Source organism: Streptomyces sp. JLBG701 (assembly GCF_058544905.1).
Window position 1 is genome coordinate 313,642 of record NZ_CM178588.1, and the last position, 15,433, is coordinate 329,074.

At 70.6% G+C, this 15,433-nt stretch carries 13 protein-coding genes and 1 pseudogene; 8 read left to right on the forward strand and 6 right to left on the reverse strand.

Features of this window, described 5'->3' with window-relative positions:
* Positions 1-19: 19 nt before the first annotated feature.
* A pseudogene (locus tag AC5DRG_RS01620) lies at positions 20-211 on the forward strand (SDR family NAD(P)-dependent oxidoreductase); the annotation flags it as partial.
* Between the two features lie 53 nt (positions 212-264).
* Here the strand turns inward: AC5DRG_RS01620 and AC5DRG_RS01625 are convergent.
* Complete coding sequence (locus AC5DRG_RS01625; protein ID WP_491807505.1) at positions 265-501, reverse strand: hypothetical protein; 237 nt, start codon at positions 499-501, stop codon at positions 265-267.
* A gap of 79 nt (positions 502-580) precedes the next feature.
* Between AC5DRG_RS01625 and AC5DRG_RS01630 the strand changes: the two genes are divergently transcribed.
* Positions 581-1,084 carry a macro domain-containing protein gene (locus AC5DRG_RS01630; RefSeq protein ID WP_491807506.1) on the forward strand — a complete coding sequence of 168 codons (504 nt, stop codon included), beginning with the start codon at positions 581-583 and terminating at the stop codon, positions 1,082-1,084.
* Between the two features lie 105 nt (positions 1,085-1,189).
* Positions 1,190-1,987 (forward strand): SDR family NAD(P)-dependent oxidoreductase, encoded by a 798-nt coding sequence (locus tag AC5DRG_RS01635; RefSeq protein ID WP_491807508.1) that lies wholly within the window; start codon positions 1,190-1,192, stop codon positions 1,985-1,987.
* Between the two features lie 72 nt (positions 1,988-2,059).
* On the opposite strand, the gene AC5DRG_RS01640 is transcribed toward AC5DRG_RS01635, so the two are convergent.
* Together AC5DRG_RS01640 and AC5DRG_RS01645 are read right to left on the reverse strand one after the other, a co-directional pair.
* Positions 2,060-2,956: a hypothetical protein gene (locus AC5DRG_RS01640; RefSeq protein ID WP_491807509.1), complete on the reverse strand. Its 897-nt coding sequence runs from the start codon at positions 2,954-2,956 to the stop codon at positions 2,060-2,062.
* The gene (locus tag AC5DRG_RS01645) at positions 2,953-3,327 is read right to left on the reverse strand and encodes a peptidase inhibitor family I36 protein (RefSeq protein WP_491807510.1); all 375 of its coding nucleotides are present in this window, start codon (positions 3,325-3,327) and stop codon (positions 2,953-2,955) included. The genes AC5DRG_RS01640 and AC5DRG_RS01645 overlap by 4 nt, the downstream gene beginning before the upstream one ends.
* A gap of 195 nt (positions 3,328-3,522) precedes the next feature.
* On the opposite strand from AC5DRG_RS01645, the gene AC5DRG_RS01650 reads away from it, so the two are divergent.
* Both AC5DRG_RS01650 and AC5DRG_RS01655 read left to right on the forward strand, forming a co-directional pair.
* Positions 3,523-6,633, forward strand: coding sequence for an AfsR/SARP family transcriptional regulator (locus tag AC5DRG_RS01650; protein WP_491807511.1), 3,111 nt, complete (start codon positions 3,523-3,525; stop codon positions 6,631-6,633).
* A 114-nt stretch (positions 6,634-6,747) separates the two neighbouring features.
* A complete protein-coding gene (locus AC5DRG_RS01655; protein ID WP_491807513.1) occupies positions 6,748-7,551 on the forward strand; it encodes an SAM-dependent methyltransferase in 804 nt (267 codons plus the stop codon).
* 201 nt (positions 7,552-7,752) lie between these two features.
* On the opposite strand, the gene AC5DRG_RS01660 is transcribed toward AC5DRG_RS01655, so the two are convergent.
* On the reverse strand, positions 7,753-8,298 hold the full coding sequence (locus tag AC5DRG_RS01660) for an ATP-binding protein (RefSeq protein WP_491807514.1): 546 nt from the start codon (positions 8,296-8,298) through the stop codon (positions 7,753-7,755).
* 287 nt (positions 8,299-8,585) lie between these two features.
* On the opposite strand from AC5DRG_RS01660, the gene AC5DRG_RS01665 reads away from it, so the two are divergent.
* Entirely contained in the window at positions 8,586-8,828 is a 243-nt protein-coding gene (locus AC5DRG_RS01665; RefSeq protein WP_491807515.1) for a DUF397 domain-containing protein, read from the forward strand.
* A gap of 153 nt (positions 8,829-8,981) precedes the next feature.
* The gene (locus tag AC5DRG_RS01670; RefSeq protein WP_491807516.1) at positions 8,982-9,902 is read left to right on the forward strand and encodes a Sco1979 family transcriptional regulator; all 921 of its coding nucleotides are present in this window, start codon (positions 8,982-8,984) and stop codon (positions 9,900-9,902) included.
* Between the two features lie 30 nt (positions 9,903-9,932).
* On the opposite strand, the gene AC5DRG_RS01675 is transcribed toward AC5DRG_RS01670, so the two are convergent.
* Positions 9,933-11,447, reverse strand: a complete 1,515-nt coding sequence (locus tag AC5DRG_RS01675; RefSeq protein WP_491807518.1) for a hypothetical protein — start codon at positions 11,445-11,447, stop codon at positions 9,933-9,935.
* Positions 11,448-11,824: 377 nt separating this feature from the next.
* Here AC5DRG_RS01675 and AC5DRG_RS01680 point away from each other — a divergent pair, with 377 nt between their 5' ends.
* Positions 11,825-14,257, forward strand: a complete 2,433-nt coding sequence (locus AC5DRG_RS01680) for a GH92 family glycosyl hydrolase (protein ID WP_491807519.1) — start codon at positions 11,825-11,827, stop codon at positions 14,255-14,257.
* Positions 14,258-14,303: 46 nt separating this feature from the next.
* Here the strand turns inward: AC5DRG_RS01680 and AC5DRG_RS01685 are convergent, their stop codons facing one another.
* On the reverse strand, positions 14,304-15,308 hold the full coding sequence (locus AC5DRG_RS01685; protein WP_491807520.1) for a LacI family DNA-binding transcriptional regulator: 1,005 nt from the start codon (positions 15,306-15,308) through the stop codon (positions 14,304-14,306).
* Positions 15,309-15,433: the final 125 nt, after the last annotated feature.

Here is a 15,433-nt window from a genome sequence, read left to right on the forward strand (position 1 = left end):
CATCGTCAACATCAGCTCGATCGCCGGCCGTGTCGCCTGGAACGGCTACGGCGTCCACAACCTCACCAAGTTCGGCGTGAACGGGTTCACCGAGTCCCTGCGTCAGGAGGTCACCCGGCGGCATGTCCGCGTCGGCGTCCTGGAGCCGGGCGGCGTGGACACCGAGCTGGGCTCGCACAACAAGCCCGAGATCCAGGGCGCGATGATCACCCCTTTCTACGAGACGACCGAGGTCCTGGCCCCCGACGACGTCGCTGACGGCGCCTACATGGTCACCCGTCCCCGCCACGCCTCCGTAGCTGCCCGTCCTGCGCGAGCACCGGCCAACAGACCGGCGCCCCCGCCAAGCTCGCTCGCGCTCTGCTCGCCATCGCCGACCAGGACAAGCCTCTGCAGCGCTTCGTCGCCGGCGCCGACGCCATCGAAGGCGTCAAGGCCAAGGCCAACGAACTCCTCGCCCAGGCCGAAGCCTCCCGCGAACTCGGCGGCAACCTCGCCCACGACGACACCACCGCCTGAGCACCGGCCCACAGCCGTACGACCGCCGGTATGCGTTCGGCACTGGTGGCATCATCAGGGCATGGCTGCGATCGAGGTCGTTCAGGGCGACATCACGCTTCAGGACACGGACGCCATCGTCACCGCCGCGAACGAGTCGCTGATGGGCGGGGGCGGCGTGGACGGCGCCATCCACCGGGCAGCTGGTCGACGGCTCGCGGTCGCGGGCGCCGCGATCGGTCCGTGTGAGCCTGGTGACGCTGTGGCGACGCCGGCCTTCGACCTCGACCCGCCGGTCAAGCACGTCATCCACACCGTCGGTCCGGTCTGGGAAGGCGGCGAGTACGGCGAGGCTGAGGTCCTTGCCTCCTGCTACCGGCGCTGCCTTGAAGTCGCGGACGAAGTGGGCGCCAAGTCCATCGCCTTTCCAGCGATCGCCACCGGCGTTTACGGGTTCCCGGCAATGCATGCAGCGCAAATCGCCGTCACAACCCTCCGGTTCTCCTCGGCACGCGTTGAACAGGTCAGGCTCGTGGCCTTTGACCAGCAGGCATACGACTTGCTGGTCGCCGCACTCGCCTCGTAGGTGAGAGCCAGTGCCCGGAGTGGCGGGCTGATCGTGCTGCGGCCAGGCTGACGGCAGACGTACCGGTATGCAGAACGGACAGACGCACAAGGGGACTGGTTCCACATGCGGATCGACCTGGCGGGACGTTCCGCCCTGGTGACGGGCTCGACGCAGGGCATCGGTGCGGCGATCGCTGCCGGGCTCGCGCGATCGGGTGCCCGTGTGGGGGTGAACGGCCGGGACGGGCAGCGGGTCGCGGAGGGCGTGGCGCGGCTGGTGGCGGAGGTGCCTGGTGGTTCCTTTGTGCCCGTGGCCGCCGACGTGGCGAACGAGGAGGGCGCGCAGCGCGTCCTGGAGGTGCTGCCGGAGGTGGACATCCTCGTCAACAACCTCGGCATCTTCGGCTCCGCCGACCCGCTGGAGATCAGCGACGAGGAGTGGCGGCGTTATTTCGAGGTGAACGTGCTGGCAGCGGTGCGGCTGTCCCGCATGTATCTGCCGGGCATGACGGAGCGCGGCTGGGGCCGGATCCTGAACATCGCCAGCGACTCGGCGATCGTCATCCCGGCCGAGATGATCCACTACGGCATGTCCAAGACCGCGCTCCTCGCCGTCGGCCGCGGCATCGCGAAGCAGGCGGCGGGCACGGGGGTGACGGTCAACTCGGTCATCGCCGGCCCCACCCATACCGGCGGCGTCGAGGACTTCGTCTACGAACTCGTCGACCGCGACCTGCCCTGGGACGAGGCCCAGCGCGAATTCATGCGGAAGCACCGGCCGCAGTCCCTCCTGCAGCGGCTGATCGAGCCCGAGGAGATCGCCCACATGGTCGTCTACCTCAGCTCCGACCAGGCTTCGGTTGCCGCGACGGGCGGCGCCCTGCGGGTCGACGGAGGATACGTCGACTCGATCCTGCCCTGACGACGCGGTGCCCGCCGCCCCGATCGAAGACAGCGGCACGGAGGAACGCCGGCCTCTGGGGAGGCCGGTCGCTCATGCGAGTCCGGTGGTCAGGGCCCTGTGTTTGTCCGCCACGTAGCTCGCCACGGTCTTTCTTTCACTTGCCGTCAGCAGGCGCTTCTCGACTGCCCGTTGCACGTCCCTGACGGCTTCGGACAGCCCCGTCTCGACCTGGCAGTCCGCGTCGGCGCGCGCCGTTCGGATCTCGTCATGGCCGAGCGCACGCAGGGCCTCCTCATCCGACGTGGCCTTCCGCAGGCGGGAGTCGATGGCCTTGCGAGGGGACTGGAGATCCTTCGCCGGATGCCCCGCTTTCGTCATGCACGAGGACCAGCGTCGGACAGCGGCACGGTAGCCGGAGTCCGCTTCGACCGCGCCGATCACACGATTCGCCAGTCCGACGGTGACGGGCTCCACCGTGTTCCAGTCCGCCCCGTACACCTCGGCGCGTGCCCGGGCGACACAGCCGTCGGTGGAGTACTCCAGGCTGACGCCGTCGGGCAGCCGCAGGCTCACCCGGTGCGCCGGTGTGCCGGTGAGGGCCTGCTGCCAGGCCGTCTTGCGGGGTTCGTCGGCCGGAACAGGGGTGGACCGCTGGTACAGGTACTCACCGACGATGCCGTAGCCGTCCTGGGTTGCCTTCTCCGGGGTGAGCAGCCCGTAGGGGTTGGTCTCCTCGCTGCGCGCGGACGCGGTCCGGGGCTGTGCCGTGTACGTCTGGTCGCGGGAGCGCATGCAGGCGGCGACGGCACGTTCCTCACGGTCGTGCAGGCGTACGGCATCGGCGTGGCTGAACGCGGTGGCACCCGACAGGGGTCGGACGTCGAGTGCCACGGGCCCGCGGCCGGGCTCCCCCTTGAGGGAGCAGCCGGCCGCGGTCAGCACAAGGAGCACCGTGAGGAGTGTCCGTCGCGCCGTGGTTGTGCTCACACGCACCAGTCGTTCGAGGCGACGTTGTGCCAGTACACGGTGTTCGCCAGGGAGCCGTTGTAGTAGCCGCGGGCGAGCACGTAGCTGGAGCCGGTGTAGCCCGTGCCCGAGTAGATGCGGACGTTGCAGCTGTTGCCGTTGTTGTACAGGGACTCGGCGTTGTTGAACTTGTTGTACTGCAGCAGGTTCGTGTTGTCGCCGTAGACCACGCCGGGGTCGCCCGCGCCATTGACGCCGAGGTAGGCGCACAGTCCTCCGGCGGGACAGTCCGACAACGCCGCGTTCGCGGGGGCAGCGGTGATGAGTGCGCCAGTGGTGGCCAGGGCCACGCTTCCCAGGGCGATGCCGGCCTTGGCCAGGATCCGCTTCATTCTCAGTGTTCTCCATCACTCGGGGGCCGCCCACGGGACGGAAGTTGCCCGTGGCGCGGCGGGTTGCCGTGAACACCGTGGAGGAGGGAGGTGGCTGAGAAGCTTGCGTGAATCTTGCCTCGCAGGTGGCCGGGTGGTTGGGTGACGCCCGGTGAAGAAGATGTGAAGCACGTGGGGTGGGGCGGGGGAGGCGGTGTGACGGGATTTCGGCTGCTGGGGCCCGTGGAGTTATGGGTGTCGGGCGGCCGGGTGGATCTCGGTCCCGCCAAGCGGCGTACGGTCCTGGCGGCGCTGTTGGTGGACGCGGGCCGCTGGGTGGCGTCCGAGACGCTGATCGACCGGGTCTGGGGCGAGGACCCGCCCGCGCGGGTGCGCGCCACGCTCTACGCCCACATCGCCCGTATCCGGCGTGTCCTCGCGGACACGGCCCCGCACCTCTCCCGCGGCGCCGACGGCCCGCACGCCGTGCCGTCGTTGCTGCGCGGCTCGGGAGGCTACCGGTTCGACATCGCGCCCGAACTGGTCGACGTGCACCGATTCCGGAGCCTGGTCGCGGATGCCCGTCAGGCCGACGGCTCCGACGCGGTGCGGGTGGCGACGCTGCGGGAGGCCATGGGCCTGTGGCAGGGCACGCCGCTGGCGGGACTGCCCGGTGACTGGGCGGCACGTACCCGAGAGAGCTGGCTGCACCAACGTATCGACGCCGTCCTGGCCTGGGCGGACGCCGAACTCCGCGTCGGCGGCCAGGTCGTGGTGGTCGACACGCTGTCCGTTCTCATCGCCGAGCACCCGCTGGTCGAGCCGCTCGCCGTGGCGCTGATGCGGGCGCTGCACGCCGCCGGGCGAGCCCCGGAGGCGCTCGCCTGCTACGCCGCCCTGCGCAAGCGGCTGGCCGACGAACTCGGCGCCGGCCCGGGAGCCGAGGCTCGGCGGGAACACCAGGCGATCCTGAGCGGGAAAGCCGCCGCACCGGCTGTCCATCGCACACCGCCCGCCACCAGCACCAGCACCAGCACCAGCACCAGCACCAGCACCGAGCGTGCCGGAGTCGTTCCCGCCCAACTCCCCATGGAGGCAGCGGGGTTCACCGGCCGCGAGGAGGAACTGGCCCGGCTGGAGAAGGTCCTGGGCGCGGCTGCGGAGCGGCCGACCGCGGTGGTGGTCTCGGCGGTGTCCGGGACGGCGGGCGTGGGCAAGACGGCTCTGGCGGTGCACTGGGCGCACCGGGCCCGGGACCGGTTCCCGGACGGTCAGTTGTATGTGAATCTGCGCGGCTACGATCCCGACCGGCCCATGACCGCCCCCGACGCGCTGGTCCGGTTCCTGACCGCGCTCGGGGTGTCCGGGCAGGACATCCCGCTGGAGGCGGACGAGCGCGCCGCGCGCTACCGCACCGAGGTCGCGGGCCGGCGCATGCTGATCGTGCTCGACAACGCCGCCACCGTCGAGCAGGTCCGTCCGCTGCTGCCCGGCACCGGCTCCTGTGCGGTGCTGGTGACCAGCCGCGACAGCCTGGCCGGGCTGGTCGCGCGGGAGGGCGCCCACCGTCTCGACCTCGACCTGCTGCCCGCCGACGCCGCCCGCACCCTGCTGCGCCGGCTCGTCGGCCCCCGCGCCGAGGCCGAACCCGACGCCGTCGACGCCCTCGCCGCGCAGTGCGCCCGGCTGCCCCTGGCGTTGCGGGTCGCCGCGGAGCTCGCCGCCGCCCGTCCCGACACGCTGCTGACCGATCTCGTCGCCGAACTCGCTGACCAGCAGCGGCGGTTGGATCTGCTCGACGCGGACGGCGACCCCCGGGCCGCCGTCGCCGTGGTGTTCTCCTGGTCGCTGCGCCATCTGCCGGCAAACGCGGTGCGTACCTTCCGGCTGCTCGGTCTGCATCCCGGCCCCGACCTCGACGCCCACGCCGCCGCCGCGCTGACCGGCAGCGGCCTGGCGGACACCCGTCGCGCCCTGGACGTCCTCGCCCGCGCCCATCTGGTCCAGCGCGTGGAGTCCGCCCGGTACGGCATGCACGACCTGTTACGCGCCTACGCCACTCGCCTGGCCACGGACGAGGACGGGCCGAAGGCCCGCGAGGCGGCGCTCGACCGGCTCTTCGACCACTACCTCGCCGCCGCGTCCGCCGCCATGAACTGCCTCCACCCGGCCGAGGCCCACTTACGGCCCGCCACTCCCGAGCCCACCGCCCCCGTTCCCGACCTGTCCGATCCCGACGCCGCGCGCGCCTGGCTGAACACCGAGCGAACGTGTCTGACGGCGGTGTCCGCCCACACCGCCACCCACGGCCGGCCCACCCACGCCATCCGGCTCTCCCTCACCCTGTACCGCCACCTCATCACCGGCCATCACACCGACGGCCTCACGATGCACGGCCACGCCCGGGACGCCGCCCGCCGGATCGCCGACCCGGTGAGCGAGGCCCGGGCGCTGCTCGGCCTCGGCACCACCTACTGGCAACTGGCCCGGCACGAACCGGCACGCCGGCATCTCCAGGAGGCGCTGACGCTGTTCCGGCAGGCCGGCGACCCGACCGGCCAGGCCCGCGCCCTGGTCAACCTCGGCCTCCTCGACGAACGGCTGGGCCGCTTCCTGCCGGCGGTCGAGTACCTCGAACAGGCTCTGGCGCTGTACCGGAGCGTCGACAACCGGTCGGGCGAGGCGACCGCCCTCAAGGACCTCGCCCACATCGAGGGGCAGTTGGGCCGCTACGGACTGGCCGCCGACCACCTCCGGCAGGCCCTGACCCTGCTCCGCCTGACCGGCAACCGATACCTGGAAGCCCATGCGCTCCACGACCTGGGCACGGTCGAGACGCGACTCGGCCTTCTCGACTCGGCCGCCCGCCACCAGGAGCAAGCCCTGACTCTGAACCGGGAGGTCGGCGACCGGTACGGCGAAGCCGGAGTGCTGCACAGCCTCGGCATCCTGCACACACGGCGCGAACAGCACGCGCAGGCCGCCGAATGCCATCGGCAGGCGCTCGCCCTCTACCGCCAGAACGGCGACCGGGACGGCGAGGCCAGGGCGCTCAACGGCCTCGGTGAGGCCGCCCGTGCCGCCGGCCGGCCCGGCGACGCCCTCACCCACCACACCGACGCCCTCGCCATCGCCGAGGACATCGGCAGCCCGGGCGAGGAAGCCCGCGCCCACGGCGGACTCGGCGACGCCCACCACGTTCTCGGCGACATCGCTCCCGCCGTTCGCCGCTACGAGCGTGCGCTCGCCCTCTACACCGAACTCGGCATGCCCGAGGCCGACGCCATCAGGACGAGGCTGGCGACGGCGACCGGTCCCTGTCCGTAACCTCGGCCATCCAGCCTGGAACGCCATGGCATATGGGCGGGCTCTCCTCTCAACGGGCCGGTTCTGCGGGCGAATTGGCGGACAGCAGCGGGCACGTCATGTGAGGCTTTGCCCATGACCTCCGAAGACCCGTTGGCCGACCGGCTCCAGCTCGACCGGCCGCACTCCGCCCGTGTGTGGAACTTCCTGCTGGGCGGCAAGGACAACTACGCCGCCGACCGGCAGGCCGGCGAGATGATTCTGAAAATGTTCCCGGACATCGCGCTGCTGGCACGCCTTCAACGGCGTTTCCTCGCACGGGCCGTGCGCCATCTCGTCACCGAGGCGGGCATCCGCCAGTTCCTGGACATCGGTACCGGCCTGCCCACCGTGGACAACACCCATGAGGTCGCCCAACGCGCGGCCCCCGAGAGCCGGATCGTGTACGTCGACAACGACCCGCTCGTGCTGGTGCACGCGCAGGCGCTGCTCACCAGCACCCCGGAGGGCGCGTGCGCGTATCTCGACGCCGATGTGCGTGACCCCGAGCGCATCCTGGAGGCGGCGGCGCGCACGCTGGACTTCGACCGGCCGATCGCGCTGACCATGCTCGGCATTCTGGGCCAGATCCCCGACTCCGACGAGCCCGCGGCGATCGTGACGCGCCTTCTCGACGCGCTTCCCGCGGGCAGCTATCTCGCGCTGAGCGACGGCACGGACACCAACGAGGCGCTCAACCAGGCGATCGCGGTCTACAACGCCAACTCGGCCAGCTCCTACCATCTGCGCGGCCCCGACCGGATCGCGGCCTTCTTCGAGGGTCTGGAACTGGTCGAACCCGGCATCGTCCCCACCTCCCAGTGGCACCCCGAGCCCATCGACGTGGGCCGTTCCCTGTCCGAGGTGGACGCGATATGTGGAATCGGCCGCAAGGCCTGAGGGTCTTGGGGGCCTGAGGATCCGAGGGGCTTGAGAGTCGGCGGAGGCGGCCGACGGTGTGCGCAACGCCGTCGGCCGTCCGCTCACCGCACCTGCCCCACCGGCCGACCCCAATCGACTTGGGTTCAACGCGCCTTGGCGGCCGTGGCCACGTGACTCCCTTTCGGCAGTCCGTAGTTGGCCCTGGTTCGTATTTGACCGTCAGGCCACGAAGAGAGCCCAGACGACCTTCCCGCCGCCCGTCCGCGGGTGCCAGCCCCACATTTCGCTCAGCGCCGAGACGACCTGCAGGCCGCGACCGGACTCCGCGAACTCATCGGCCCGCGGGGCCATGATGACCTCATCGGTGGCGTCGGTGACCGCGCAGACCACGCGGGACGAGTGAGCCCAGCAGGCGATCCAGAGCGACAGCTGCGGCGCCAGGTCCGTGGCGGAGGTCTGGCCGTGGCGCAGGGCGTTGCTCACGAGTTCTGACACGGTGACCGCCATGTCGTCGACGATGCCGTCCGGCACCAGCTCGCCTGCGGCCTTGCGGGTGAAGTGGCGTGCGGTGCGGGCGGATTCAGGTCTTGGCGACAACGCGAGCACCGAACACCGGGTGGGGCTGCGCCTGTCCGCGGGTGAGGGGTGAAGGGTGAATCCCTGCCCCGGGCCGGGTGGACCGATCTCGTCCACGGCCTGGCACAGCCACTCCCAGGTGACGTGGCGCGGAGTGTCGATCGATGGTGCGACTTGCTCCGCGGACATCGCGACCCCTGTATTCCCGTCGAACGGAACGACCGTGCTCCCCCGTACGAAGTATCGTGCTGGGTTCGACCGTTCGAATGCAAGCGCATCGGCAATTACCGCTGCAATTGCAGACGATCTTGCGACGGACACGCGCTGCCGCTATCGTCCTCATGCGCCACCAGAGAACGCAATTGAGGATGCAATTGCAGACGATCTCCGGTGGGCGGATCCGAGACTCGGGACGGCACTTGGGCGCGGCCCCCGGCGGGCCAGCCGCCTGCGACTTCATCTCAAAGAGGCTTCAGATGCAGCACGTGAGCAACGGCATGCCGGCGACCCTGCTGACGGGCGCGGTCTGGCGCAAGAGCCACCACAGCAACCCCGAGGGCAACTGCGTCGAGCTGGCAGCCCTCCCGGACGGCAGCATCGCCGTGCGCAACTCCCGTCATCCCGATGGTCCGGCGCTCGTCTACACCGGCGCCGAGATCTCCGCCTTCGTCCGCGGGGTGAAGGACGGCGACTTCGACGGCCTACTCCCCGGCCGCTGAGGTAGGGCACATCCCGCGGACGGCCGGAAGGCGGCAACTGCCGCCTTCCGGCCCCTCAACCGTCGGTGGTCGAGCTGTTCTCCGGTGCTAGTCTGCTGAGTTGAGTCCCGAGCACGTGCAGATTGCGCCGACACGGCGGCCGAGGGGATGAACATGACGGCAGCTCAACCCGCACACGGCCCCTCCGGTTCCGAGGTTCTCAGCATCCAGCGCGGCGGACCGACCGTCCAGCGCATCCTGCTCGGGACCCGTCTGCGCCGCCTGCGCGAGTCCCTCAACATCACCCGTGACGCGGCCGCTTCGTCGATCCGCGCCTCGGACGCCAAGCTCTGCCGGATGGAGCTGGGACGCGTCGGCTTCAAGGAGCGTGACGTCGCAGACCTGTTGACCCTCTACGGCGTCCACGACCCCGACACACGCCAGGAGTTGCTCGACTCGGTCCGGCAGGCCAACACACCCGGCTGGTGGCGCCAGTACGGCGACATCCTGCCCAGCTGGTTCGAACAGCACCTGGGCCTCGAAGAAGCCGCCTGCCTCATCCGCACCTATGAAGTCCAGTTCGTACCGGGCCTGTTACAGACCCCCGCCTACGCCGAAGCGGTCATCCGGCTCGGCTACCCCACCGCGTCCGACGAGGTGATACGCCGCCGGGTCGGACTGCGCATGACCCGGCAAGGGCTGCTGGACAAGCCCGACGCGCCACGGCTTTGGGTCGTGGTGGACGAAGCGGCGCTGCGCCGTCCGCTCGGCGGGGTCGAGGTGATGCGCGACCAGATCCAGCACCTCATCGAGGCGGCCGCCCGACCGAACATCACCCTGCAGGTACTGCCGTTCCACGTCGGCGGCCACGCGGCCGCGGGCGGCCCCATCACCGTGCTGCGCTTCCCGGTGTCGGACCTGCCCGACGTCATCTATCTCGAACAGCTCTCCAGCGCCCTGTACTTGGACAAGCCGGAGGACGTCGACAACTACCTCGCCGTCATGGACCGCCTCAGCTTGGTGGCGACCACGAGCGACGAGGCGGTGTCCTTCCTCGAACAGGTCCTCAAGGAGATGCCCGCCGCCCGGCCCTGAAGCGTCGCGGCGGGCATCACCCCCGACTCGTCAGCCGCCGAAGAGTGACGTGGTCGTGTACGCGCACTCCGTGTAGATGTAGCCGGACCTGAGCTTGGCCGTGTCCGACGCGGGGTACTTGGCGCTACCGCTGTCCGGCCTGTGGACGAAGTACGTGGTGCCCGGCGGCAGACTGATCGTCTTCTGCGGGTAGTTCGTGCCGCTGCTGCACGGCTCGAACCCCGAGATCGCTGTGATGCCGAAGCTGTACGTCGTGCAGCTGCCACAGCCCGCGAGCTTGAAGCTTCCGGTCACCGGACCGGTGTACAGGACCGTGATCTCCTCGGGGCTGTCGTTCTTGACGGTGACGGTGATGCTGCCGCCGGACGCGTTCGTGGGCAGGCGCTTGCCCGCGGCGGGGACGGTCTGTGCGACCTCCGCCGCGATCGCGACCTTCCGGGCCATACTCCGGTTCCCGTCATGGTCGTTGTCGGCGATGAAGTCCTTCATCGTCGCCAGGGCAGCGTCGAAGTCGCCGTCCTTGTACTGGTCGATCCCGCAGTTGTACGTGCCCGAGGCAGCGCTCCCGGTGGCCCGGCCGGCATCCTCGGTGAGGGCCGCGGCCACGCCTGCCCGCTCCCCCGGCAGGCTGGTGATCCGGGAGGCGAGACCCTCCAACCGCTCGACGGCCGCGCAGGGTTCAGCGCCGTGCACGTCCTTCGCGGCCTCGGCGACGGCCGCCCTCACGGCCGGTTCCACCTCCGCCGCCTGAGCCGACCGGGGAAACGTGGTCAGGAGATCGCCGAAGTACGTCGTCCAGTCCGTGTCAGTGCCGCCTGCCAGCGCGTCCGACGCACACTCGTACAGCGAGGTGGCCAGCCGGTCGTCGGGCCAGGTGGCCAGGTCCCCGAGTTGCCGCTTGTCGATGGTGCGCGGGACCGTACGCAGGTATTTCAGCGGCGCGATCGCGACGCAGTACTCCTGCTGGTCATAGGACGTCGCGACCGTCGTGTAGAAGGTCTTCAGCCGGTCGGGCACACGGTCGGCCGCACGCGAACCGGCATGGTCGGAGCTCAGGTTGTCGTACACGCCCAGCGCCCTGCGGTAGTCGCGCTGGGCGACGCTGAAAGCCTGCTCCTTGGCGCCCAGCACGAGTCGGTCGGCCCGTTCCAGCCGGTCGAGCAGCATCTGCTCCACAGCTTCGTCGCGGGCCCCGTCGTACAGCACCGCTCCCCCGGCCGGTACGACGAGGAGCAGCAGACCCAGCGGGAGTGCGAGGCTTGAGCGCGCCGGCCACGCCAGTCTGGTGCGCAGACCGATGAACGCACCGTGGACGGCTGCGAGGACAAGGAAGACCGCGTAGAGAGCGAGGGCCACGCCCGGGACGCCATCCGCATCGGCCGGCAGCGCCACCAGGAGCAGCAGGGCGGTCGCGGCCCAGCACACCACCATCAGGACCCGGCGGCCTACGAGCGCGTAGCCGAGTCCGAGCCCGCTGAGGTTGAGCACGCCCACCGCGACGGCTCTTGGTCCGTCGGGCGGCGCGGGTGGTGGGGCCGATGGCATCGGCGGGACGACAAACCCCTGCGCAGCACCGTATTGATCCCCGGACATGTCAGCTCCCCCCGCTCAACACCGCCCGCATCACCGGGAGTTGACAGTGTACGGTCGAACGGACCGTCACAACAGGTCATGCACAGGGCAAAACAACCAAGGCATGACGACTGGGGGAAGAACACCAGATCCGGCCGCCCTTTCGCGGGCGGCGTCCTGGAACCCGTCCCGCGAGCCCTTCCGGACCGCCCGCCCCCAACACCCCACCGTTCACGTCACTTTCATCCGTACGACGCTGTCGTCACGACCCTCCCACCGGGCGAGTCCCTAGCCTTGCGCCGCTCCGCCATCCGCGCTCGACGTCCCCTCCCGAAAGGTTGACGCCCCTGATGCGACGACATGGATCGCGCACACCAAGACGCACCGGCAGACGCACCGCGGCCGCCCTGATCAGCACGGCCCTCCTCGTCAGCGCCGCCGCCGTCCCGGCCCAGGCCGCCGACCAGGACGTACAACGGCTGTCCTCGCTCGTGGACCCGCTGATCGGATCCGCGAACGGTGGCAACACCTATCCCGGCGCCACCCTCCCGTTCGGGATGATGGCCTGGTCGCCGACGAGCACCACCGGCGATCAGACCAGCACGGGAGCGGCCAACGGCTACCAGTACAACGCCACCCGCATCCGGGGCCTGAGCCTCACCCACGTCAACGGCGCCGGCTGCAACCCCGGCGCGGCAGGGGACGTACCGATCATGCCGTTCGTCGGGGACGTCACGTCCTCGCCCTCCGCGGACACCAAGGACGCCGTCTATGCCTCGGACTTCACCCACGCCGACGAGAAGGCCACGCCCGGCCGCTACACGCTCGGCCTGGCCTCCGGCGCCGCCGCGGACCTCGCCGTCAGCGAGCGCGCGGGCGTCGCGGACTTCAGCTTCCCCAGCGACCGCCCCGCCAACCTGCTGTTCCGCGTCTCCAACTCCCTCAACGGGAGCGAGGACGCGCACATCGACATCGACGCCGCCCACCGCAAGGTGACCGGCTGGGTGCTGACCGGCGCCTTCTGCGGCCGCCGCGCCAACGGCGGGGTGAACAACCGCAAGAGCTACTACAAGCTGTACTTCAGCGCCTCCTTCGACCGCGCCTTCTCCACGACCGGCACCTGGAAGGACGCCACCCTCTCCCCCGGCGCCACCTCCGCGTCCGGCGGTGAGGGATACGCGACGGGATCCGAGCGCGCGGGGCGCGGCTCCGGCGGCTGGGTCGGCTTCGACACGCAGTCCGACAACGATGTCCGCATGCGGATCGGCATCTCCTACGTCAGCGTCGGCGGCGCCGAGAACAACCTGCGGGCGGAGATCCCGCCGCACGCCGACGTCGACCGCGTGGCCGAGGCGGGCGCCCGTGCGTGGGACCGCGAGCTGGACACCGTACGCGTGGAAGGCAGCACGCCGGCGCGGCGTACGGCCTTCTACACGGCGCTCTACCACTCCTTCATGCAGCCGAACCTGATCAGCGACAGCGACGGCCGGTACTGGGGAATGGACCAGGCCGTGCACCGACTGGCGCGGGGGCAACGCGCCCAGTACAGCAATTTCTCCGGCTGGGACCAGTACCGGGCGCACATCCAGTTGCTCGCCCTGCTCAAGCCCTCCGTGGCCGGGGACTTCGCGCAGTCGCTGTACAACTTCGCCCGGCAGAACGGCGGAGTCTGGGACCGCTGGGTGCACATCAGCGGCGCCACCCACGTCATGACCGGTGACCCGTCCGCGGCGACGCTGGCCACCTTCTACGCCATGGGGGTGCGCAACTTCGACTACGAGGGCGCCTTCGACTCCCTCGTCCAGCAGGCCACCGTGCCCCACCCCGACGGGCTGTCGGACGCCGGCTGCCCGGGCCAGTGCGAGGGCCAACGACCCAACCTCGCCCAGTACTTGGACTCGCACTACGCCGCGCAGGACGTGTGCCACTGCTGGGGCGGCGCCGCGGAGACGCTGGAGGACGCCGTGGCCGACTCCGCGCTGGCCCGCTGGGCGACGCTGCTGGGGCGGGATACGGAAGCCGAGGTCTTCCGGGAACGCGGGTTGTGGTGGCGCAACGTCTTCAACCCCGGCGCCACCACGGCCGGCGGCTACATCCAGGCCCGCAGGCTCGACGGCTCCTGGGTCACCCCCTTCGCTCCGGGCAGCGACACCGGCTTCGCGCAGGGCACCAGCGCCACCTACACGTGGATGGTGCCGCAGGACGTCCAGGGGCTGGCCGAGGCGATGGGGGGCCGCGAGACGGCGGCCGCCAGGCTGGACGCCTTCTTCCACACCGCGGACGGCTCCTGGTCGGTGCGCGGCGGCGACCCGCTGCGCTACGACCCCACCAACGAGCCCGGCATCCACGCGCCTTGGCTCTACAACGCCCTGGGACAGCCCTGGAAGACGCAGGCGACGGTCCGTCAGATCCTCGACACGGTGTACGGCACCGGTCCCTCGGGCCTGCCCGGCAACGACGATCTCGGGACCATGTCCGCCTGGTACGTCTTCTCCAGCCTGGGCCTGTATCCGCGGACACCCGGCAGCGCCGACCTGCTGCTGGGGGCTCCCGTGTTCACCAAGGCCGTGCTGGACCGGCCGCACGGCACCGACATCATCATCCAGGCGCCGGAGGCCGATGACACACACCGGTACGTCGACTCCGTACGGCTCGGCGGGCGTCCGCACGAAACATCCTGGACCGGCCCCGGTCTGACGCTCTCCGGCGGCACCCTCGCCTTCCGGCTGGCAGAACAGCCCAACACCGGATGGGCCACCGATCCGGCGAACCAGCCTGGGTGATCCCTCATCGGCCGGGCGGCACCGCTCACCATCGCGGGCCGCCCGGTCACACTCGTACGGCCGAGCCCCGCTCGCTCAACCGCGGCGCGCACAGGATCCGCTTCCTGCGCACCCGCTTGCCCTCGATCGCCGCGACGGTCAGCCGGGCCGCCTCCACGGCGATCTCGGCCAGCCCCCAGTCCACCGTGGTCAGCGGCGGCGTGAGGACCCGCGACACCGGGTGGTCGTCGAATCCGACCACGGACACGTCCCGGCCCACCTCCAGCGAGGCCTCGGCCGCCGCCCCGTACACCCCGTACGCCAGGGAGTCGGAGAAGCAGAACACGGCGGTCGCCGACCACCCGCCGTCCAGGACGCGCCGGGCCACTGCTGTCGCCTCGCCCAACTCCTGGGGGCACGGCACCAGTTCGACCCACAGTCCAAGCCGGTCGGCCGCCTCGCGGACGTACACGTCGGCGGGCCGGTCGGGTGTGCTCGGCCGGGTCGGGGTCAGTACGGTCACACGGCGGTGGCCAAGGGAGTGCAGATACTCCAGTACGGCGTCGATGCCGGCCCGGTTGTCGAAGATGACCTGTCCGGCGGTGTGGGCGCGGCTGAGCGAGTCGCCGACCGCGACGACCGGCAGTGTGTCGGCGATCGCGGCCCAGCCCTTCGCCGCGGGGTTCACGGCGGACACCAGCAGGGCGTCGACCCGCTGGTCGCGCAGTTGCTTGGCCAGCGCCAACTCCCGGTCGGGATCGCCGCCCGCGTCCAGGATCAGTGCGTAGTGGTCGCTGAGCAGCAGTTCCCGGCCGATGGCCGCCATCAGCTGTTGCTGCCAGAGGTCCTGCAGGTCGCCGGCGAGGACTCCGACCGTGCTGGTGCGGCCGCTGGCCAGGGCGCGGGCGATGGGGTCGGCCTCGTAGCCGAGTTCGGCCGCGGCCTTGCGCACTCGTTCCTCGGTCTCCTTGGAGACCTGTTTGCCGCGTAGGGCGTAGGAGACGGCTGCGGTGGAGAGGCCCGTGGCCTCGGCCACCTCGCGGAGGGTGGTGCGCTTGTTCGGCCTGGCCATGCCGGGAAGCCTACCGGGCGCTGTCCGTACGGTGGGCGCACCCTTGACACGACTTCTCGTTAAGCGCTTAAGTTAAGCGCATCACTGAAGCGATTAACCTCTACCCCATACCTCTCCTGTCGCCC

Coding starts and splice junctions, on each gene's coding strand:
- AC5DRG_RS01660 (WP_491807514.1), bottom strand. CDS start 8,298: ATGTCCGCGGAGCAAGTCGCACCATCGATCGACACTCCGCGCCACGTC.
- AC5DRG_RS01675 (WP_491807518.1), bottom strand. CDS start 11,447: ATGCCATCGGCCCCACCACCCGCGCCGCCCGACGGACCAAGAGCCGTC.
- AC5DRG_RS01635 (WP_491807508.1), top strand. CDS start 1,190: ATGCGGATCGACCTGGCGGGACGTTCCGCCCTGGTGACGGGCTCGACG.
- AC5DRG_RS01685 (WP_491807520.1), bottom strand. CDS start 15,308: ATGGCCAGGCCGAACAAGCGCACCACCCTCCGCGAGGTGGCCGAGGCC.
- AC5DRG_RS01680 (WP_491807519.1), top strand. CDS start 11,825: ATGCGACGACATGGATCGCGCACACCAAGACGCACCGGCAGACGCACC.
- AC5DRG_RS01655 (WP_491807513.1), top strand. CDS start 6,748: ATGACCTCCGAAGACCCGTTGGCCGACCGGCTCCAGCTCGACCGGCCG.
- AC5DRG_RS01630 (WP_491807506.1), top strand. CDS start 581: ATGGCTGCGATCGAGGTCGTTCAGGGCGACATCACGCTTCAGGACACG.
- AC5DRG_RS01665 (WP_491807515.1), top strand. CDS start 8,586: ATGCAGCACGTGAGCAACGGCATGCCGGCGACCCTGCTGACGGGCGCG.
- AC5DRG_RS01645 (WP_491807510.1), bottom strand. CDS start 3,327: ATGAAGCGGATCCTGGCCAAGGCCGGCATCGCCCTGGGAAGCGTGGCC.
- AC5DRG_RS01670 (WP_491807516.1), top strand. CDS start 8,982: ATGACGGCAGCTCAACCCGCACACGGCCCCTCCGGTTCCGAGGTTCTC.